The following is a 20,118-nucleotide window of genomic DNA, read 5'->3' on the forward strand; positions in this document are numbered from 1 at the left end:
TGCAGGGTTACCTCCGGGTCGCGGTGCGGCTGACCCACAGATTGATCAGGACGGCGCCCAGCAGCATCACGCCGAGGAAGGCCTTGAACCAGTCCGGGTTCCAGTTGGCGTAGACGATGCCCTGCTGGACCATGCCGAACATGAAGGCCCCGAACACCGGGCCGATCGCCGAGCCGGCACCGCCGGTCAGCAGGCACCCGCCGATCACCGCGGCCGAGATGTAGATGAGCTCCTGGCCCACGCCCTCGCCGGACTGCACGGTGTTGAAGGAGAACAGGTTGTGCATGCCGACGAACCAGGCCGCGAACCCCACCAGCATGAACAGGCTGATCTTGGTGAAGTTGACCGGGACGCCGACCGCGCGGGCGGAGTCCTTGTTGCCGCCGACCGCGAAGGTCCAGTTGCCGTACCTGGTGCGCAGCAGCACCCAGGTCGCCAGTGCGGCGAAGACCAGCCAGTACACGATCGTGATCTTGATCTGGACGCCGGCCACTTCGAAGGAGTTCGCGAAGACCTTCTTGGCCTGGTCGAAGCCGTCCATGTTCGAGATGTCGTCGGTGGCCACGTTCCCGGTGACCAGCTTGGTCACCGCCAGGTTCACGCCCTGGAGGATCAGGAAGGTGCCGAGGGTGATCAGGAAGCTGGGCAGACCGGTCTTGACGACCAGCCAGCCGTTGAGGAACCCGATCGCCAGCGACACCAGCAGGGCGACGAAGATGCCCGCCCACACGTTCAGCGTGAGCTGGAAGGCGAACATGCTCGCGGTCAGCGCCGAGGTGATCACCGCGACACCCGCCGACAGGTCGAACTCCCCGCCGATCATCAGCAGCGCGACCGGCAGCGCCATGATCCCGATCGTCGACGACTGGTAGAGGATGTTCGCCATCGCACTGCCCTCGCGCACCGGCGGGGCAGCGATCAGGAAGAACACCCACACCGCCACCGCGCCCAGGAACACACCCACGTCAGGACGCGCCAACAGGCGCAGGGCGAGCGGTCGTTCGGCAGTCCGGCCGTCCTTGGCCTTGCCGGTGCCGGGGGCCGGCGGTGTGGTCACCGCCGGCTCGGCGTGCTGGGTCATCCCCATCACCTGGTGCCCTTCGCGGCGTACTGGGCGACGGCCTCGACGTTGGACTTGTCGACGAAGGCCGGACCGGTGAGCACCGGCTGCTCGCCGCCGCCCATGTAGTTGCCGTTGTTCTTGTAGAGCCACAGCGAGTCGATCGCCAGGTAGCCCTGGAGGTAGGGCTGCTGGTCGACGGCGAACTGGATGGTGCCCTTGCTGATGGCGCCCGTCAGGTCCTTGTTGAGGTCGAACGTGGCCACCTTGGCCTTGCTGCCCGCGTCGGACACCGACTGGGTCGCGGTCAGCGCGAAGGGCGCGCCGAGGGCGACGACGTAGTCGATGGACTTGTCCTGGGACAGCTTGGCGGTGATCGTCGACTTCACGGACGGCATGTCGGTGCCGTTGACGTTCAGCGTCTGGAGCTTGCCGGTGAAGGTCTTCTTCACGCCGTCGCAGCGCTGGGTGAGGCCGATGTTGCCCTGCTCCTGGATGACACAGACGGCGCTCTTGGCGCCCTCCTCGTTCAGCCGCTTGCCGAGCGCCTCGCCGGCGACGGTCTCGTCCTGGCCGAAGAACTCCATCAGGCCGAGCTTCTGCCACTCGCTGACGCCGGAGTTCAGGCCGACGACGGGTATCCCGGCCTTCTTCGCCTTGGCGACGACGTCCTTGAGGGCGTCCGGCTTGGCGAGGGTGATCGCGATGCCGTCGACCTTCTGGTCGATGGCGTTCTGGACCAGGTTGGCCTGGTTGGCCGCGCTCGGGTCGGCCGAGTAGACCAGCTTGACGTTGTCCTTGGCGGCGGCGGCCTGGGCGCCCTTGCGGACGATGTCCCAGAAGGTGTCGCCGGGCGACTGGTGGGTGACCAGCGCGATGGTCATCCGGGGGGTGGTGGCCTTGCCCGCGGAGGCGCCGTCCGCGCTCTCCTCGGACTTCTTGCCGCCCGAGCTGCTGGAGCAGCCGGCGAGCGTCAGGGCCGCGGCCGCAGCCAGGGCCACGGCGGGAGCGAATCTCCGCGAACGGGAGAGAGAAGAGCGGTCCATCTTTCCTTGCACCTCACTGTGCGACGGGGAGAACGTCGGGAAAGGGAGTGGGATCTACGAAAACGCGCCAACTTGCGTTGGGACGCGATCCAACTCCCAGGCGCTGCCGCTGTCAATACTTTGTTAAGACATCATTTCACGATCAGGTCCGAATGTAAGTACAAACTATTGACAGCGTCGCCCTTCGAGTCCTACACCTGGGATGCAACGGGCCCGAGGGCCTCGCATCCCCAGTCCGGACCGAGGAGCGTCGCGCATGGTCGAGCCAGTGCAGCAGTTCGACGTGATCAGTATGGGCCGGATCGGAGTTGATCTCTACCCGCACCGGCCGGGGGCCCCGACGGCCCAGGACCGGCCCCTCGGGCGGTCCCTCTGGGGCTCGGCCGCCCATGTCGCGGTGACCGCCGCCCGGCTCGGCCGCTCCAGCGCGGTCATAGCCCGGACCGGAGCCGACCCGCTCGGCGCGTATCTCCATCAGACCCTCACGGAGTGCGGGGTCGACGACCGCTGGGTGACGCCGACGGCCCGCCCCGCTTCCCCCACCGGGGCACCCGGCCTGGAGATACACACCGACGAGCTGGACTGCTTCGCCATCCGCGCGGCCCGGCTCTTCTGGATCACCGGCACCGGCCTGGGCGCGGAGCCGAGCCGCTCCGCCACGCTCGCCGCCCTGAAGTGCCGCGACAGGACGGGCACCACGGTCCTCGAACTGGACCGGCGCCCCGCGCAGTGGAACGGCACGGCCTGGGGCGACCCGGAGGAAGCCCGGCCGTACTGCGCGGAGGCCCTGCGCCACGCGACCGTGGCGGTCGGCGACCTCGACGAGTGCGAGACCGTCACCGGAGCGCGGGGACCCCGGGCCTGCGCCGAGGCCCTGCTGGCGGCGGGCGTGGAACTGGCCGTGGTGCGGCAGGGCGCGACGGGCGTCCTCGCCGTGCACCGCGACGGCACCACGGTCGAGATCCCGCCGGTCCCGGTGGAGGCGGCCGACGGCCCCGGCGCGGGCGACGCGTTCGGCGGCTCCCTGTGCCACGGGCTGCTGTCCGGCTGGGAACCGGAGCGGACGGTCCGGTACGCCCATGCGGGCGGCGCACCGCGGGCCGCCCGCCCGGCCCGTTCCCCCGCGCTGGCGGCACAGGCGGCGGCCGGTGACCTCCTGAACGGCGTCTCACCGTGACCGACGGCCGGCACCGCCCCGTCGTCACACCCTCCCTGCCTTCCCCGCCCTTCCTCGTCCCCATCTCCCTCTACACCGCACCGGAGAAGCCCTGATGAGCACCACCACCCGCCTGACCGTCGCCCAAGCGCTGGTGCGGTTCCTGTCCGTGCAGTACACGGAACGGGACGGCGTACGGCACCGGCTGATCGCCGGGACCTGGGGCATCTTCGGCCACGGCAACGTGGCGGGCGTCGGACAGGCACTCCTGGAGGCGGGCGAGGGCGCGATGCCCTTCCACCAGGGCCGCAACGAGCAGGCGATGGTCCACGCCGCCGTCGGCCACGCCCGCCAGCTCAACCGCCTGTCGGCCCAGGCGGTCACCACGTCGATCGGCCCGGGCGCCACGAACCTGGTGACCGGCGCGGCCCTGGCGACGATCAACCGCCTCCCGGTCCTGCTCCTGCCCGGCGACTACTTCGCCACCCGCGCCGCCGACCCGCTCCTCCAGCAGCTCGAGCACCCCACCGAGGCGGACGTCTCGGTGAACGACACCCTGCGCCCGGTCTCCCGCTGGTTCGACCGGATCCACCGCCCCGAGGCCCTCATCCCCTCCGCCCTCCAGGCCATGCGCGTCCTGTCGGACCCGGCCGAGACCGGCGCGGTCACCCTCGCCCTCCCCCAGGACGTGCAGGCGGAGGCGTACGACTGGCCGGAGGAGTTCTTCGCGGAGCGGGTGTGGCGGGTGCGGCGGCCCGCGCCGGACCCGGCGGAGCTGGCGGAGGCGGTCGGGGCGATCCGGTCCGCCCGCCGCCCCCTGATCGTGGCGGGCGGCGGGATCCACCACAGCGAGGCGGAGGAGGCGCTGCGGGCGCTGGTGGGCGCCACCGGCATCCCGGTCGCCTCCACCCAGGCGGGCAAGGGCTCCCTGCGCCACGACCACCCCGCCGACGTCGGCGCCATCGGTCACACCGGCACGGCGGTCGCCGACGACCTCGCGCGCACCGCGGACCTGGTCATCGGCGTGGGCACGCGCTACTCCGACTTCACCACCGCCTCCGGCACCCTCTTCCAGAACCCGGACGTGCGCTTCCTCAACCTCAACATCACCGCTTTCGACGCCCACAAGCTGGCCGCGCGGACGGTGGTGTGCGATGCGCGGGCCGGTCTGGAGGCGCTCGCGTCGGCACTGGCGGGCCACCGCGTGAGCGCCGCCTACGAGGCCGAGTACGGCACCGGCAAGGAGCGCTGGGAGCAGGTCGTGACGCGCGCCTACGAGGCCCCCGACGAGAACGCCGTGCCGACCCAGACCCAGTTGCTGGGGGCGCTGGACGCGGTCGTCGGGGACGAGGACGTGGTGATCAACGCGGCGGGCTCGCTCCCCGGCGACCTGCACAAGCTGTGGCGGGCCCGCAGCCCTCGCCAGTACCACCTGGAGTACGGCTACTCGTGCATGGGCTACGAGATCCCGGCCGCGATCGGCGTCCAGCAGGCGGCCCCGGACACCCCGGTGTGGGCGCTGGTCGGCGACGGCACGTATCTGATGATGCCGACGGAGCTGGTCACCGCGGTCCAGGAGGGCCTGCCGATCAACCTGGTGCTCGTCCAGAACCACGGCTACGCCTCGATCGGCGGCCTGTCGGAGTCGGTGGGCGGCGAACGGTTCGGCACGGCGTACCGGTACCGGGCCGCCGACGGCACCTTCAGCGGGGCCCCGCTCCCGGTCGACCTGGCGGCCAACGCGGCGAGCCTCGGCATGGACGTGCTGCGCGCCAAGACGGTACGGGAGCTGCGGGAGGCCCTGGCCGCGGCCCGCGCCTCGGACCGTCCGACGTGCGTCTACGTCGAGACGGACCCGGCCGGCGCGGCCGCTCCCCCGGCCGAGGCCTGGTGGGACGTGCCGGTGGCGGAGACGGCGTCCCGCACGGCCGCGGTGGAGGCGAGGACGGAGTACGACCGCCAGGCGGCCGCCCGACGCACCCACCTCTGATCACCCGGACCTTCGAGGGAGGTACCCCATGGCGAAGCCCGGCGGCACGTCACGTGCCGCGACCACCCCCGCGCTCGACTCCCTGGACTTCGCCCTGGACCGGGGCAGTCCGGTGCCGCTGTACTACCAGCTCGCCCGGCAGCTGGAGGAGGCGATCGAGCACGGCGCGCTCGCGCCGGGCAACCTCCTGGGCAACGAGATCGACCTCTCGATCCGCCTCGGCCTGTCCCGCCCGACCGTCCGCCAGGCCATCCAGACCCTGGTGGAGAAGGGCCTGCTGGTCCGCCGGCGCGGGGTGGGCACGCAGGTGGTGCACAGCCAGGTCAAGCGCCCCCTGGAGCTCAGCAGCCTCTACGACGACCTGGAGGCGGCCGGACAGGGCCCGGCGACCCGGGTCGTGCGCAACGAGACCGTGCCGGCGTCCGCCGACGTGGCGGCCGCGCTGTCCGTCCCGGAGGGCAGCACGGTCACGGTCCTGGAACGGCTGCGCCTGGCCCACGGCCAGCCGGTGGCCCTCCTCTGCAACCACCTGCCCACCGACCTCCTCGACCTCGACAGCGCCCGCCTGGAGTCCACCGGCCTCTACCGCATGCTGCGCGCGGCCGGGATCACCCTGCACAGCGCCCGCCAGACCATCGGCGCCCGCTCCGCCACCGCCGAGGAGGCGGCCCGCCTCGACGAACAGCAGGGCGCGGCGGTCCTGACCATGCAACGCACGGCCTACGACGACACCGGCCGCCCGGTCGAGTACGGCAGCCACATCTACCGGGCTTCGCGGTACGCGTTCGACTTCCGGTTGTTGGTGCGGCCTTGACGGAGAAGACATAAGGGCGCAAAGTCGTACATATACGCCGTAAACATATGGCGTAGACATCCGCGTGGGAGCGTTCTGGTGACATGGCACGCACCGAGCCTGTTCCGGCCACCGTCCTCGTCACCGGCGGGGCGGGATTCCTCGGCAGCCACGCCTGTGTGGAGTTCCTCGACCACGGCTACGAGGTCGTCGTGGTCGACGACTACTCCCACAGCACCCCGCAGGTCCTCACCCGTGTGGAACGCATCGCCGGCCGTTTCGTCGGCGCCGTGTACGAACTGGACATCCGCGACCGGCGCGCCCTCTCGGCGGTCTTCGACCGACACTCCGTGGACGCCGTCGTGCACTTCGCCGCGCACAACGCCGGGGGCGCGTCGGCCCGGATGCCCGTCCCGTACTACGACGTCAACGTAGGCGGCACGACCGCGCTGCTGCACACCATGCAGGAACACCACGTGCACCGCCTCGTCTACGCCTCCACCTACGCGGTCTACGGCGACGCCGGTCCCCGACCGCTGGACGAGACCACCCCGGCCCGCCCGGTCAGCCTGTACGCGAGGTCCAAGTGGCTCTGTGAGCAGATCCTCGCGGACGTCTGCCGCCATCGGGACGACTTCACGGTCCTGTGCCTGCGCCACGCCACTCCGGCCGGGGCCCACCCCAGCGGGCTGCTGGGCGAGGACCCGGACGCCGCCCCCGACAGCCTCGTGCAGGCGCTGGCCAAGGTGGCGGGGGGCCGGCCGGACCGGTTGCGGGTCTTCGGCGCCGACCACCCCACCCCGGACGGAACGTCGGTCCGCGACTACCTCCACGTCATGGACACAGCCGAGGCACACCGCATCGCGCTCGACCACCTCACCGGCCGGCCCGGCATGAGGGTGTACAACCTCGGTACGGGCAGGGGGAGTTCGACCCTGGAGACGATCGCCGTGTTCTCACGGACCTGCGGCAGCCCGCTGCCCTACGACATCACGCCACGCCGTCCGTACGACGTCCCCGAACTCGTCGCGGACCCGAGTGCGGTGGCCCGGGACTGGGGCTGGCGCGCCACCCGGACCCTCGTCGACATGTGCCGGGACGCCTGGCACTTCAGGCAGCTCAACCCGCACGGATATGCCGAGTCCGCCCGCCGGCCGGACACGCACGAGTGACGACACCGCCGGCCCTCATCAGGGTGCGGGTGTCAGCGCGAAGGCCGTCTCGACCAGGGCTATGTGGCTCGACGCCTGCGGAGCGTTCCCCAGTTGGCGCCCCGCCTCCGGGTCCCACTGCTCGGCCAGCAGGCCGACGTCGTTGCGCACGGCGAGAACGCGCTCGAAGAGCTCCCGGGCACGTTCCGGCTCCCCGGTGGCGGCGAGGGCGTCGGCGTACCACAGGGAGCACGCGACGAAGGTGCCCTCGGTTCCGCCCAGGCCGTCCAGGTCCGGCCCGCCTTCTCCGGCCCGGCCGTAGCCGTACCGCCGCAGGAATCCCCCGTGTTCCAGTCGCCTCATCGCCCGCACGGTGTCCAGCACCCGGCCGTCCGTGGCGGGCAGGAAGCCGAGCCGCGGGATCAGCAGGGCCGACGCGTCGAGCGCCGAAGAACCGTAGGACTGCACGAAGGATCGCTGTCGTGGGTCCCAGCCCTGCCGGCAGACCTCTCGGTGCACCTCGTCGCGCATCGCCCGCCACCGGCCCGAGGCGCCTCTCCTGCCGAGCATCTCCGCCATGCGCAGAGCCCGGTCGGCGGCCACCCACGCCATGACCTTGGAGTGCACGAACCGCCGGCCCGGGCCGGGGACCTGCCACAGTCCGTGGTCCGGCTCGCGCCAGTGCCGGTGGAGGTGGTCCATGAGCGCCTCGACGAGGTTCCACACATGAGGAGGTATGGGTATCCCCGCCCGCAGGGACAGCCAGAGCGTGTCGAGGACCTCGCCGTAGACGTCCAGCTGGAACTGGCTCGCCGTGGAGTTCCCGAACCGCACCGGACGTGAACCCGCGTAGCCCGACAACCAGGGCGCCTCCGTCTCCGGCAACAGCCGCTGCCCGCCGACGCCGTACACGGTCTGGAGGTCCGCGGGATCGCCCGCGACGGCCCGCACCAGCCAGTCCAGCCACGCCGTGGCCTCCTCCCGGTAGCCGCTGCGCAGCAGACAGGACAGGGCGAGAGTGGAGTCCCGCAGCCAGCAGTACCGGTGGTCCCAGTTGCGTTCCCCTCCGATGCAGCCGGGCAGCGAGGTCGTCGCGGCCGCGACGATGCCGCCCGTGGGTGTGTAGGTGAGCGCCTTGAGGGTGATGAGGGAGCGCAGCACCGCGTCACGCCACGGACCCCGGTAACGGCAGCGTCCGGCCCAGCACCGCCAGAAGTCGCAGGTCTCCTTGAGGGCCGTGTCCGCGGGCACGGCCAGCGGCGCCGGCGGGCCGGGCAGGTGCGAGGGCGACCAGACCAGCGTCAGGGCCAGTCGCCGGCCGGCGTGGACGGTGAAGTCGAGCACGGTGGAGTCCTGCTGCCCGGGTGCCCGTACGAGTCCGTCGGCGTGGAGCCACACGGCGTCGGGGCCGGCGACCGCCACGGTGCCGGGTTCGACGGCCCTGATCCAGGGCACCACACGGCCCTGGTGGAAGCGCAGCCGCAGTTCGCTGCGCATGTCGACGGATCCTGCCAGCCCTTCGATCAACCGGACCAGGCAAGGCAGTTCGGTTCGGGGCGGCATGAAGTCGGTGACGCGCACCGCGCCGTCCCGCCCGTCCCACCGCGTCTCCAGGACCAGGGTGTCCCGCCGGTAGGCGCGGCGCGTGGCGGAACGGCCCGCAGCGGGGGCCACCCGCCAGAAGCCGTTGTCCGCCGTGCCGAGCAGCGCGGCCAGACAGGCCGACGAGTCGAAGCGGGGCAGGCACAGCCAGTCTATGGACCCGTTCCGACCGACCATGGCGGCGGTCTCCAGGTCGCTGATGAGGGCGTAATCCTCGATGGGCGTACTCATGATCCCGGACCACGCCGTCGTGCGCTTCGCCGTCGTTCCAGGATATGGCGCCCCGGGCCGTGCCGCACCCTCCAGAACGGCACTGAAACCAGACATCTATTGATAAGTACCCAGAAAGAGCGTATGTATGTGTACGTCGTATATTTACGGCTCCGGAGGATTTGATGACCGGCACAGCCTCGGGCATGACGAGCATCATCACCCTCGGTACCGTCGCGCTCATCGCCTATCCGCTGATCCTCGGGATTCTCATAGCGGCTTTCGGCGGCCACCGCGTCCATCGGTGGTTCACCGGCCTGACCCGGGGCGCACGGGGTCTGGTAGCCGCAGGGCTGGTGATCGTGCTGGGAGCGGCCGTGGCGGTCTGGCCCCGCGTGGTCGCTCCCAGACTCGCCGGCGACGGCCCCACCTGCGCGTCCACCGCACCCGCCCGAGCGGCGGGAGGGCAGCACACCCGTTCAGCCGCCGACTTCTCCGCGGTCAGCACCCCTCCCACGTCGACGGAGACCGGGGCCCTCTCCGGTCGGGCGGCACCGACGGCCCGGCGGGACGCGGCACGCACGCTGATCCTCTTCGACGACGGCGGGCATGACTGGTCGGGCGAGCTGGCCGCCCGTCAGACGGCCGTCCTCGTCTCGCACTTCGGCCCCTGGACCGTCCAGGGCATGTCTGCGTACAGGGCGCAGGAAGCGCACACGTACCGCGCGGTCGTGTACCTGGGGTCGGCGCCGTCCGCCGTGCTTCCGGCCGCCTTCCTGGACGACGTGCTGCGGGCCCGGGTGCCGGTCCTCTGGGTCGACGAGAACGTGGAGCAGCTGGCCCGTCGTGACCCTGAGGTCTGGCGGTCGCGGTACGCCTTCGCAGCGTCGGGGCCGGATGTCGAAGGCATCGACAGCATCACGTACCGGGGCGTCACGCTGACCCGTCAGGCCGAGGGTGAGGGCGTCAGGCGGCTACGGATCACGGATCCGGCCGCGGCGAAGGTGCTGGCCCACGGGCAACGCCCGGACGGCGGCGCCTTTCCCTGGCTGGTACACGCCTCGAACCTCTGGTACGTCGCCGAGAGCCCCCTCGACTACACGACGGCGACCGACCGTTACCTGGCCTTCACTGACGTGCTCTTCGACGTGCTCGCCCCCGGAACACCGGAACGCCACCGCGCCCTGCTCCGGTTGGAGGACATCTCCCCCGACGCCGACCCGGACCAGCTCATGGCCGTCGCGACCTGCCTCCACCAGGCTCGGGTGCCCTTCAGTTTCGGCGTCATCCCCGTGTACACGGACCCGCGCGGCAGGAGTCACGACGGCGAACCGACCACCTTCGGTCTCCGGGACCGGCCCGAAGTGGTCAAGGCCCTGCGCTACATGACCAGCCATGGCGGCACGATGGTGATGCACGGCGTGACGCATCAACTCGGCAAGAAGGACAACCCGTACAGCGGTGTCACCGGCGAGGACTACGAGTTCTTCGTCGCACACCAGGACTCCGCGCACCGCGTCGTCCTCGACGGGCTCGTGCCGGGCCACTCCCGTGCCCGCACCCTGCACCGTCTCGACCGAGGCCTGGCCGAGTTCAGGGCCGCGGGCCTTCCCCGACCGCAGGTCTTCGAGTTCCCCCATTACGCGGCGGGTCCCGACGACTACGAGGCGGTCGCGCTGCGCTTCGGCTACCGCTACGACGAGACGATGACGTACGCCGACGCGTCACCCGCCGACCCGCACAGACGAGTCGACCAGTTCTATCCGTACGGCGTCCGGGACAGCTACGGAACGGCGGTCGTCCCGGAGAACCTCGGCAATGTCGACGCGCCCGGCCCCGACCGGCGTGCCGAGCGCGGCCCGGCGGACATCATCGACGAGGCCCGGCGCGCCCTGGTCGTCCGTGACGGCGTGGCGAGCTTCTTCTACCACCCGCCGCTGGGGACCGGAAAGGTCCGGGAAATCGTGCAGCACCTGCGTGGTCTCGGTTACGAGTTCGTCCGCCCCCACGAGGTGATGTCCCGTGACGCCTCGTGAGGTCACGCATGTGACGCCGCCCGGGCAGCGCGGCTCCACGCTGCCCGGGGCGCGGTCCCAGACGCACCCGGTGGCTCCACACCTACGGGCCGGAGAGGCACGACAGACATGATTCCGATGGCGTCGGCCGTCCTGCTCGGCTTTCTGCTCTACGTCCTGGGGATGTTCGCCTTCGGCCGGATCGAGGGCGGGCGCGAGCCGGACGATCCGGCCTCCGACGAGGCGTCGCGGTTCCTCTTCGTCTTCGTGCTGCCGTGTCTCGACGAGGAACTCGTGATCCGCGCGAGCCTCGACCGGCTGTCGGCCCTGCCCGACCGGCAGTGGATGGCCCTCGTCGTGGACGACGATTCGCACGACCGGACCGCGGAGATCGTCGAGCGTCACCCCGATCCGCGCGTCATGCTGCTGCGCCGACACGCGCCGCTGGCTCGTCAGGGCAAGGGCGAGGCACTCAACACGGCCTACCGCCACATCGGCGGCGAACTGGCGCGAGCGTGGCGGATACACGGGTACACCCGGGACCGGATCATCCTCGTCGTTCTCGACGCCGACGGCCGGGTGGCGCCGGACGTGTTGTCGACGGTGGCTCCCCTGTTCCGGGACGCACGGGTCGGTGGCGTGCAGATCGCCGTGCGGATCCACAACGCGGCGTCCGGACTTCTGGCCCGGCTCCAGGACATGGAGTTCGTCGTCTTCACCGAGATCTTCCAACGCGCGAGGAGCCGGATCGGCAGTGCCGGCCTGGGCGGCAACGGACAGTTCACCCGGCTTTCCGCTCTCGACGACCTGGGCGAGTCTCCCTGGAGCCGCTGTCTCACCGAGGACCTGGACCTCGGCGTCCGCATGGTCTGCCAGGGATGGCGGACCCGCTTCACCGCCCGCACCTGTGTCTCCCAGCAGGCACTGACCCGGCTACGCCCCTTCCTGCGTCAACGCACCCGGTGGTTCCAGGGGCATCTCCAGTGCGGTCGAGAGATCCCCGGCATTCTGCGAGCGCAGCTCACCGCGGCCACCGCCGCGAACCTGCTCATCACCCTGACGCTGCCGCTGTTGATCCTGCTGACGACCTTCTCGGTGGTCGCCTTCTACGCCATCGCGTTCAGCGCCTTGCGCGACGACGGGGCGGCGAACGTCCTGGCACCGCTGACCGCGAACAACGGCACGGTCCTGATCCTGTGGTGCCTCGTCTCGTTCGGCGTGGCACCTGTGTGCGCGTACGTGTACATGAGGGCCGACACGCGGACCGGCCTCCTCAAGGGCGTGACCTACGCATTCCTGTACAGCTTCTACTGCTACCACTGGCTGCCCGTCGGATGGCTGGCCGTGTGGCGGCAGTTGTCACGCCGCAGGACCTGGTCGAAAAGCCGGCGTCTTCCCGAACACCCCAGCTAGCGTCTTGATGGTGATCACGTGTTCCACACCGACTTCCCGTCCTCCGACGTCACCCGCCGTGACACGGCCTCGGGCCGCGTGCTGAACGTGGCGATCGTTCTCGGCACCAGGCCCGAGGCCGTCAAACTCGCCCCGGTCTTCCGGGCCATGCAGTCGTCCTCGCTGTTCTCACCCGTGCTCGTCAACACGGGGCAGCACCGGGAGATGCTGGAGGCGCTGCTCGGACGACTGCGGCTCACGGCGACCCATGACCTCTCCGTGATGCGTCCTTGCCAGCAGTTGTCCTCTCTCACCGCCCGCCTGGTGGGCGGGTTGGGCGATGTCCTCCGCGCGGCGCGACCGGATCTTCTCGTGGTGCAGGGTGACACGAGCAGCACGCTGTGCGGTGCCCTGGCGGCGTTCTACGAGCACATCCCGGTGGCCCATGTGGAAGCGGGGCTGCGCAGCGGTGTGATCGACGACCCCTTCCCCGAGGAGATGAATCGGCGGCTGGTGACCCGGATGACACGCTGGCACTTCGCGCCGACACCAGGGGCCGCCGCGGCTCTGGCGGCGGAGGCCGTTCCCGCCGAACAGGTCGTCGTCACCGGGAACACGGTCATCGACAACCTGCTCTGGGCCCGTGAGCGCGCGACGGGCAGATCGGCCTTCCGCACACACGGACGGGGGGTGATCGTGACCCTGCACCGGCGGGAGAACCAGGGCGGCACGATGCGCGCCCTCGCTTCCGCACTGCTGCGACTGGCCGAGCGCCGGGACGTCGAACTCCTGGTGCCCGTCCACAAGAGCCCGGCCGTCCGCGATGCCCTCCTGCCGGTCCTCTCCGGATGCCCACGGATCACGCTGACGGAGCCGTTGGACTACTTCGACTTCATCTCGACCCTCGACGACTGCGAGCTCGTGCTCACCGACTCCGGAGGCGTTCAGGAAGAGGCACCGAGCTTCGACAAACCGGTTCTGGTCCTGCGCAACACGACCGAACGGCCGGAGGTGGTCCGGGCCGGGGCCGCGAGACTCATCGGGACGGACCCTCTTGCGGTCCAGGCCGCGGTCACTTCCCTGCTGGACGACCGCACGCAGTACGACCGCATGGCGGAAGCGAGCAATCCGTTCGGCGACGGTCACGCGTCCGCCCGCATTCTCCGGCGCCTGGCCGAAGACTTCGGACTGGACATGAATCCGACGCCGACCCCGAGGATCGTCGCAGCGTGAGGGCCGTGCGAACACGATGGGTGGAGCGTACGACCGTCCTGCTCGTCCTCGCGGTCCTCCTGCCCTCGTGCGAAACCCGTCCGGTGGAGCGGGTACGCGAGGTGGAGTGGTCGGAAGGCAGTGTGCACGGCCGCTGGCGAACCCAGTACAACGGCGCCGGTTCCGTCACGGCACGGGGGGACAGCGTGATTCTCGCTCCGCTCCCGGCCCGGCACGAGGACGAGACGCACGCCGCTCTGGTCCTCTCGACAGCTTCCTACAGCGACTTCACGTACCGCTTGACCATGCGCACCCGGGCACAGGTGCGCCGGTCCGGGCCGAACCCCTGGGAGACCGCCTGGGCGGTGTGGCACTACCGCGACGACTCGCACTTCTACTACTTCACCCTCAAGACCAATGGCTGGGAGTTGGGCAAGGTGGCCCCCGAATGCGCCGAGACGCAGTGTTTCCTCGCCACCGGGGACGGCACCCCCCACCCGGTCGACTCCTGGCACCGGATCGAGGTGCGCCAGACCGGCCCCACGATGACCATCGAGGTGGACTCCGAGCCGTTGACCACGTACACCGACCGTCACGGTCCGTACACCAACGGCTCCGTCGGCCTCTACACGGAGGACGCCGTCGCCGAGTTCAAGGACATCGTCATCGAGGAGGCAGGGAGTGGCGAATGACTCGGGGGCAGCCCCGGCCCGGCGCGCGAGTGACCGCGGGCGGCACGGCAGGCTCAGCCGGGAGCGGGTGCTGTCGGCCGCCCTGGAGCTGGTCGACCTCGAAGGTCTCTCCGCGTTGAGCATGCGTCGTCTGGGCGCCGAGCTCGGCGTCGAGGCGATGGCGCTGTACCGGTACGCGGCCAGTAAGGAAGAACTCCTGGACGGCCTGGTCGAGGCTCTTTTCCTCCAACTGGAGGAACGCCTGGAGGCCGAGTCCGGCGGCGGTGACTGGCGCGCGGGAGTCCATCGTGTCGCGCGGGCGATGTACGACGTCTGTCTCGCCCACCCCCGGGCCGTCCCGCTCCTCACCACCCGCATGCTCGCGGTGCCGCTGGCCCGCCGACCGCTCGCGGTGCTGAAGGGCCACGAGCGGGTGCTCGCGCTGCTCAGGGACGGCGGGCTGGACGACGGTCGTGTCGTCGCCGTCTTCCAGGCCGTCACCGCCTGGCTGCTCGGTTACGTGTCCGTCGAACTCCGTCCGATGGTCGACAACCCCGACGAGTCGGAGCCGGCGTTCCGTCTGGGGCTGCATCGGATGCCGCCGCAGGAGCTGCCCGTTCTCCGGGAGATCGCCCCCGCGCTCGCCGGGCGCGGGGGGCCGGAGGGGCTGGCGGCGGGGCTGGACGCCCTCCTCGACCGGTTCGCCGGCGAGGGCTGATCCGGTGGTTGGACAGGCTCAGTGGACCCCGTCCAACCGTGCCCGCTGCTCCCCCGTCAGCTCCAGGTCCACCGCCTCCAGGTTCTCCTCCAACTGCGCCAGGGACGAGACGCCCGCGAGCGGGACGATCGGGAGGTCGGAGCCGATCTGCCAGGAGAGGACCACCTGGTTGACGGTGGCGCCCGTTTCCTTCGCCACCTCGGTCAGGGCCTTCAGGCGGGCCGGCGTGCCCGGGTGGTCGAAGTCGGCCGGGAGGCGGTCCGGGTGGGTGTAGGCGCCCTTCAGGAGGGGCGAGTACGCGACCAGGGTCAGGGCGGGCTCCGCGCGCAGGTAGCTCAGCAGGTCCGGGCCCGCGTGGCCGAGGCTGCCGTCGGGGAAGAGGGGTTCCGGGACGTCGGTGCGGGGGCGCAGATGGCTGTGGGCGTACTGGAGGACCTCGTACGCGGGCAGGCCGGCCGCCGCCGCGAGGGCGCGGGCCCGCTCCACCCGCCACACCGCGTGGTTACTCACGCCCAGCAGCCCCACCGTGCCCTCGGCGACCAGCTCGGCGAAGCCCTCCACCGTCTCCTGGAGCGGGACCCTGTGGTCCTCTATGTGCGCGTAGAGCAGGTCCAGCTTGGCCACGCCGAGGCGTTCCCGGCTGCGTTCCGCCGACTCCCGGATCACCTTGGCCGACAGGCCCTCCGCGTTGTCGACGTAACTGGTGCCGGGGGCCAGGGGGCGGGCGCCGAGCTTGGTGGCGATGACGACCTCGTCGCCGATGCCGCGGCTGCGCCGCCACCGGCCGAGCAGTTCCTCGCTCTGGCCGCCCTGGCCGCCGTCCTCCCAGAAGGCGTAGTTGTCGGACGTGTCGATGAAGTTGCCACCGGCCTCGACATAGCGGTCGAGTACGGCGAAGGCGGTCTCCTCGTCGGTCCGTGACCCGAACAGCATCGCGCCGAGCGCGAGGACGCTGACCTCCCGGCGGTTCGCCGGGTCGGTGCCGATGGTGCGGTATCGCATGGTGATTTCCTCCCGTGTGTGCCCCGAGGACGGGTGCACACGGGAGTCTTCATGCTGGAGCGCACTTCAAGTCAAGGACTCACGCGCTCACTTGGCGAACGGGCCCTCCAGCGCCGCCCACTGGAGCAGCATGATGGTCTTGGCGTCGGCGATCTCCCCGGTACGGATCATCTCCAGGGCCCTGCGGAAGGGCAGTTCGAGGATCTCGATGTCCTCGCCCTCCTCGTCGAGACCGCCTCCCGCGTGAGTACGGGTCGACGCGGTGTACTCGGCGGCGTAGAAACTGACGCGCTCGGTGACCGAACCGGGGCTCATGTAGACGTCGAAGACGTGCTGGACCTCGCCGATGGTGTGCCCGGTCTCCTCGACCACCTCACGCCGGACCGCGATCTCGGGGTGCTCGTCCTCGTCGTCGAGCAGACCGCCGGGGGTCTCGATCAGCAGTCCGTCGGGGTGTCCGTTGACGTACACCGGGAAGCGGAACTGGCGGGTGAGCAGGACGGTTTCGCGTTCCGCGTCGTACAGCAGCATGGTCGCGCCGTTGCCGCGGTCGTGGGTCTCGCGCTGCTGGGTGCTCCAGGTGCCGTCGGCGCGCTGGAGGTCGAAGGTGGTGGCCCGCTCGACGTACCAGTGGCTGGACAGCAGTTTCACCTCCCGGACCCTGACACGCGGGTTGCCGGTCAGGTCCAGGCCGGTGCGGTCGAGTCCGGTGCGGCCGCGGCGGTCGGGGATGTCGACGCCCTCGGTCATCGGACACCCGGCGTCCGGGAGGCGGAGCGGAAGGAACGAGAGGAGCGAGAGGAACGGGAGGAGCGGTGGGAGCGGTCTTGGTGCGAGTTGGTCATGACCGCTTCTACCATTCCGGGCCGGCCGGAGTCGCGCACGGCGCCCCTTCCGCGGGTGCCGCCGACGCCGTCCGCAGCGGCCGGAACGCGAAAAGGGCCCTCCAGGCTCTCGCCTGCGAAGACCCTCCGCACCGTCGGGACGACAGGATTTGAACCTGCGACCCCTTGACCCCCAGTCAAGTGCGCTACCAAGCTGCGCCACGTCCCGGTGCGCTGCCCCGCGATGACCGCGGGAACGCGCGCGTACAGAACTTTACCCCACGTCGGGGCCCGGGCCGAAGCCGGCACCGGGCGCGGGACAATCGACGTATGGCCAGTACATCCTCAGGACGGCAGACGGGCGGGCGGGACCGGGACGGCGAGGGGCGGGCACGCAACGCCCGGCCTCGGGACGGGCTCGGCCGGCCGCTTCCGTACGGCGCGGACGGCGTCGCCCGGCAGCCGGAGGGCGTGGTCCGCACCCCTCCGGAGACCGTGGCCGAGGCGCAGGAACTCCTGGACGCGGGGCGACCGTTCCATGCCCACGAGGTCTTCGAGGACGCCTGGAAGTCCGGTCCCGACGAGGAACGGGCCCTGTGGCGCGGCCTCGCCCAGCTCGCGGTCGGCCTGACCCACGCGGCCCGCGGCAACGTCACGGGCGGCGCCAGACTGCTGCGCCGGGGCGCCGGGGCGGTGGAGGAGTGGTCCGCGTCGGGCAGCGGGCAGGAGCGGCCGTACGGGATGGATCTGACCGGGCTCGTCGAGTGGGCACGTGGGCTGGCGCGAGACGTGGAGGGGAGCGGCTCGGCGGTGGACGCGCGGAGGTGCAGTCCCCGGCTGCGGGGGTGAGGCCCCGAGCGCACGGCCGCTGATCCGGCCCGGCACCCGGCCTCCGCCTCGCTCTCCAGCGCCCCGGGCACCGGTCCGGCACCCGCCCCCGCGCCCCGAACCGGACGCGGTGCCGTCGCTGTCAGTGGCGTGGGGCAGACTCGGGGTGTGCGAAAGATTCATGTCATCGGTATCGGCGCGGGCGACCCCGAGCAGCTCACCCTCCAGGCGGTCAGGGCGCTGCGGAGCACGGACGTGTTCTTCGTCCTGGACAAGGGCGAGGTGAAGGGCGATCTCACGCGACTGCGCCGGGACATGCTGGACGCGCACGTACCGGAGGGGTCGTACCGGGTGGTGGAGGCCCGGGACCCGGAGCGGGACCGTGCCGCGGGCGGCTCTGCCTACTCCCCCGCCGTCGGTGACTGGCGCAGTGCCCGTGCCGACATCTACGAGCGGCTGATCGCCGAGGAGCTGGGCGAGGAGGAGAGCGGCGCGTTCCTGGTGTGGGGGGATCCGGCGCTGTACGACAGCACGCTCGGCATCCTGGAGGAGATCCTGGAGCGGGGCTCGGTGTCCTTCGAGTACGACGTCGTGCCCGGCATCAGCAGTGTGTCGGCGCTGGTGGCCCGGCATCGCACCGGGCTGAACCGGGTCGCGCGGCCCGTCCAGATCACCACCGGGCGGCGCCTGGCCGAGGGGTTCCCGGACGGGGTGGACGACGTGGTCGTGATGCTCGACGCCCACCAGGCCTTCCGCGCGTACGCCGACCAGGACATCGACATCTACTGGGGTGCCTACATCGGCACGCCGGACGAGATCCTCGCCTCCGGTCCGATCGCCGAGGCCGCGCCCCGGATCGAGCGGCTGCGTGCCGAGGCGCGGGAGCGCAAGGGCTGGATCATGGACACGTACCTGCTGCGCCGCCGGCCGAAGGAGCGGTAGGCACCGCGGCGAGGGCAGGCACCCTGGCGGAACCGGCGGACCGTCCCGCATTCAGGGATGGATCACCGGCAGCGGTACCGCGGCCGCCCGTCGGACACGGACCCGCGGGCCGCGGTCGACACGATCGCCGAGCGGCTCCTCGTGGCAGACCTCGGCAACGGACTGCCGCAGCGGTCGCCGGGTCGGCCAGCGGCGCCGCCGCTGAAAAACCGTGTGCCGGGCTGGACGGGCGGGCACCATACTCGGGGCATGTCCCCTGCGCCCGTGCGCTTCTACGACCCCGGTTCGACTGCCTGCCACTTCAGCGACTCTGTGCTCGTGCGCTGCCCGCGCTGCGACGGCGTCGCCCGCTTCGAGCGGAGGACGCCCCCGGAACCCCGCGTGATCTGCCGCTCGTGCGGCCTGTGCGGGCCGGTCGCCAGGTGCGGCCCGCCCGCCCTGTGGTTGCGCGCCGGGACCAGGCACGGCGAGCTGTGGGCGTACAACCTCGCCCATCTGGACCTGATCAGACGGTTCGTGGCCGCCTCCCTGCGGGAGCGGGCACCGTGGTACGAGCACGGCCGGAAGATGACCTGCGTCGCCAGGCTGCCCGCCTGGGTCAAACGTGCCAGGAACCGTGACGAGGTGCTCCGTGTGATCGACCGCATGCGGGACTCCGTCAGGCCCGGTTGAGCTCCAGCCACCTCACGACGCCCGCCACGTCCGGCACCGCCGTCACCCCGTCCGGGAGGGCCGGTCGGCGTACGACCACCACGGGCAGGGCGAGTTCGCGTGCGGCCGTGAGTTTGGCGGAGGTGGCCGTCCCCCCGCTGTCCTTGGTGACCAGGACGTCGATGCAGTGGTCGTGGAGGAGCCTCGACTCGTCGGCCGCCGTGAACGGGCCGCGGGCCAGCAGGACTTCGGTGTGCGGGGGCATGGGCGGCTCGGGCAGCTCCACCGACCGTACGACGAAGTGCAGTTCGGTGAGGTGGGCGAAGGCGGCGAGCTCCATGCGGCCGGTGGTCAGGAACACCCGTCGGCCGAGGCTCGGCAGCAGCCGGGCGGCCTCGTCGAGGGAGTCGACGGGATGCCAGCGGTCACCCGGCCCCGGCCGCCAGCCCGGGCGGCGCAGCACCACGGAGGGCACTCCGGTCGCCGCGGCCGCCCGGCCCGCGTGGGCAGTGATGGCCCGGGCGAAGGGGTGCGTGGCGTCGACCAGTGCGTCGACGTGCTCCTGCCGGAGCCAGTCGGCCAGGCCCTCCGCCCCGCCGAACCCTCCGATCCGTACCTCCCCCGCGACCGTGCCCGGCCGGGTCACCCGCCCGGCGAGGGAGGTGGTGACGCGCACTCCCGGCCGTGCAGCGAGGGCGGCTGCCAGTTCACGGGCCTCGGTGGTGCCGCCGAGGATCAGGATGTGCGGGGACATGGCGGGAAGCGTACGAGGTCAGGGGCGCGAGCCGACCCGGCGGGTCCGCGACTCCGGCCGATGCCGCCACGCCTACGGCACTCCTCCGCCCCCGGGTCCCC

The 20,118-nt window shown here is 71.2% G+C and carries 18 protein-coding genes and 1 tRNA gene; 12 read left to right on the forward strand and 7 right to left on the reverse strand.

Annotated elements, in window-relative coordinates; all coding sequences use genetic code 11:
- Positions 1-7 precede the first annotated feature (7 nt).
- Positions 8-1,087, reverse strand: a complete 1,080-nt coding sequence (locus tag AOJ26_RS26415; RefSeq protein WP_053850849.1) for an ABC transporter permease — start codon at positions 1,085-1,087, stop codon at positions 8-10.
- Entirely contained in the window at positions 1,087-2,106 is a 1,020-nt protein-coding gene (locus AOJ26_RS26420; RefSeq protein ID WP_053850850.1) for a sugar ABC transporter substrate-binding protein, read from the reverse strand. Before AOJ26_RS26420 ends, AOJ26_RS26415 begins: the two co-directional genes overlap by 1 nt.
- Positions 2,107-2,362: 256 nt before the next feature.
- On the opposite strand from AOJ26_RS26420, the gene AOJ26_RS26425 reads away from it, so the two are divergent.
- The 4 genes from AOJ26_RS26425 to galE all read left to right on the forward strand — a co-directional run bounded on the left by AOJ26_RS26425 (position 2,363) and on the right by galE (position 7,217).
- Positions 2,363-3,283, forward strand: a complete 921-nt coding sequence (locus AOJ26_RS26425; protein ID WP_053850851.1) for a PfkB family carbohydrate kinase — start codon at positions 2,363-2,365, stop codon at positions 3,281-3,283.
- 94 nt (positions 3,284-3,377) lie between these two features.
- Positions 3,378-5,252, forward strand: a complete 1,875-nt coding sequence (gene iolD / locus AOJ26_RS26430) for a 3D-(3,5/4)-trihydroxycyclohexane-1,2-dione acylhydrolase (decyclizing) (RefSeq protein ID WP_053850852.1) — start codon at positions 3,378-3,380, stop codon at positions 5,250-5,252.
- A 28-nt stretch (positions 5,253-5,280) separates the two neighbouring features.
- Positions 5,281-6,066, forward strand: a complete 786-nt coding sequence (locus tag AOJ26_RS26435; RefSeq protein WP_053850853.1) for a GntR family transcriptional regulator — start codon at positions 5,281-5,283, stop codon at positions 6,064-6,066.
- An 83-nt stretch (positions 6,067-6,149) separates the two neighbouring features.
- Positions 6,150-7,217 (forward strand): UDP-glucose 4-epimerase GalE, encoded by a 1,068-nt coding sequence (galE, locus tag AOJ26_RS26440; RefSeq protein ID WP_053850854.1) that lies wholly within the window; start codon positions 6,150-6,152, stop codon positions 7,215-7,217.
- Positions 7,218-7,235: 18 nt separating this feature from the next.
- Here galE and AOJ26_RS26445 read toward each other — a convergent pair whose 3' ends face one another.
- Positions 7,236-9,125, reverse strand: coding sequence for a glycoside hydrolase family 15 protein (locus AOJ26_RS26445; RefSeq protein WP_256979546.1), 1,890 nt, complete (start codon positions 9,123-9,125; stop codon positions 7,236-7,238).
- 89 nt (positions 9,126-9,214) lie between these two features.
- On the opposite strand from AOJ26_RS26445, the gene AOJ26_RS26450 reads away from it, so the two are divergent.
- The 5 genes from AOJ26_RS26450 to AOJ26_RS26470 all read left to right on the forward strand — a co-directional run bounded on the left by AOJ26_RS26450 (position 9,215) and on the right by AOJ26_RS26470 (position 15,016).
- On the forward strand, positions 9,215-11,044 hold the full coding sequence (locus AOJ26_RS26450; RefSeq protein WP_143663614.1) for a DUF2334 domain-containing protein: 1,830 nt from the start codon (positions 9,215-9,217) through the stop codon (positions 11,042-11,044).
- Positions 11,045-11,152: 108 nt separating this feature from the next.
- Positions 11,153-12,436, forward strand: a complete 1,284-nt coding sequence (locus AOJ26_RS26455; protein WP_063790320.1) for a glycosyltransferase — start codon at positions 11,153-11,155, stop codon at positions 12,434-12,436.
- A gap of 18 nt (positions 12,437-12,454) precedes the next feature.
- Positions 12,455-13,648, forward strand: a complete 1,194-nt coding sequence (gene wecB, locus AOJ26_RS26460; RefSeq protein ID WP_234358675.1) for a non-hydrolyzing UDP-N-acetylglucosamine 2-epimerase — start codon at positions 12,455-12,457, stop codon at positions 13,646-13,648.
- Positions 13,649-13,653: 5 nt separating this feature from the next.
- Positions 13,654-14,319 carry a family 16 glycoside hydrolase gene (locus AOJ26_RS26465; RefSeq protein WP_159044392.1) on the forward strand — a complete coding sequence of 222 codons (666 nt, stop codon included), beginning with the start codon at positions 13,654-13,656 and terminating at the stop codon, positions 14,317-14,319.
- Positions 14,309-15,016 carry a TetR/AcrR family transcriptional regulator gene (locus tag AOJ26_RS26470; RefSeq protein ID WP_053850859.1) on the forward strand — a complete coding sequence of 236 codons (708 nt, stop codon included), beginning with the start codon at positions 14,309-14,311 and terminating at the stop codon, positions 15,014-15,016. The genes AOJ26_RS26465 and AOJ26_RS26470 overlap by 11 nt, the downstream gene beginning before the upstream one ends.
- Before the next feature lie 18 nt (positions 15,017-15,034).
- On the opposite strand, the gene AOJ26_RS26475 is transcribed toward AOJ26_RS26470, so the two are convergent.
- The 3 genes from AOJ26_RS26475 to AOJ26_RS26485 all read right to left on the reverse strand — a co-directional run bounded on the left by AOJ26_RS26475 (position 15,035) and on the right by AOJ26_RS26485 (position 17,071).
- Entirely contained in the window at positions 15,035-16,018 is a 984-nt protein-coding gene (locus AOJ26_RS26475; RefSeq protein WP_053850860.1) for an aldo/keto reductase, read from the reverse strand.
- 87 nt (positions 16,019-16,105) lie between these two features.
- On the reverse strand, positions 16,106-16,768 hold the full coding sequence (locus AOJ26_RS26480) for an NUDIX domain-containing protein (RefSeq protein ID WP_053850861.1): 663 nt from the start codon (positions 16,766-16,768) through the stop codon (positions 16,106-16,108).
- Between the two features lie 229 nt (positions 16,769-16,997).
- Positions 16,998-17,071, reverse strand: a tRNA-Pro gene (locus AOJ26_RS26485).
- 101 nt (positions 17,072-17,172) lie between these two features.
- Here AOJ26_RS26485 and AOJ26_RS26490 point away from each other — a divergent pair.
- From AOJ26_RS26490 to AOJ26_RS26500, 3 genes are all read left to right on the forward strand, one after another.
- The gene (locus AOJ26_RS26490) at positions 17,173-17,691 is read left to right on the forward strand and encodes a DUF309 domain-containing protein (protein ID WP_053850862.1); all 519 of its coding nucleotides are present in this window, start codon (positions 17,173-17,175) and stop codon (positions 17,689-17,691) included.
- A gap of 147 nt (positions 17,692-17,838) precedes the next feature.
- Positions 17,839-18,612 (forward strand): precorrin-6A synthase (deacetylating), encoded by a 774-nt coding sequence (cobF, locus tag AOJ26_RS26495; RefSeq protein WP_053850863.1) that lies wholly within the window; start codon positions 17,839-17,841, stop codon positions 18,610-18,612.
- Between the two features lie 249 nt (positions 18,613-18,861).
- A complete protein-coding gene (locus AOJ26_RS26500) occupies positions 18,862-19,284 on the forward strand; it encodes a hypothetical protein (RefSeq protein WP_053850867.1) in 423 nt (140 codons plus the stop codon).
- On the opposite strand, the gene AOJ26_RS26505 is transcribed toward AOJ26_RS26500, so the two are convergent.
- Positions 19,271-20,017 carry a cobalt-precorrin-6A reductase gene (locus AOJ26_RS26505; RefSeq protein WP_053850864.1) on the reverse strand — a complete coding sequence of 249 codons (747 nt, stop codon included), beginning with the start codon at positions 20,015-20,017 and terminating at the stop codon, positions 19,271-19,273. The two genes, AOJ26_RS26500 and AOJ26_RS26505, sit on opposite strands and share 14 nt — an antisense overlap.
- Positions 20,018-20,118: the final 101 nt, after the last annotated feature.

This window comes from Streptomyces sp. NRRL B-24085, assembly GCF_001282115.1.
Taxonomy (GTDB): Bacteria; Actinomycetota; Actinomycetes; order Streptomycetales; family Streptomycetaceae; genus Streptomyces.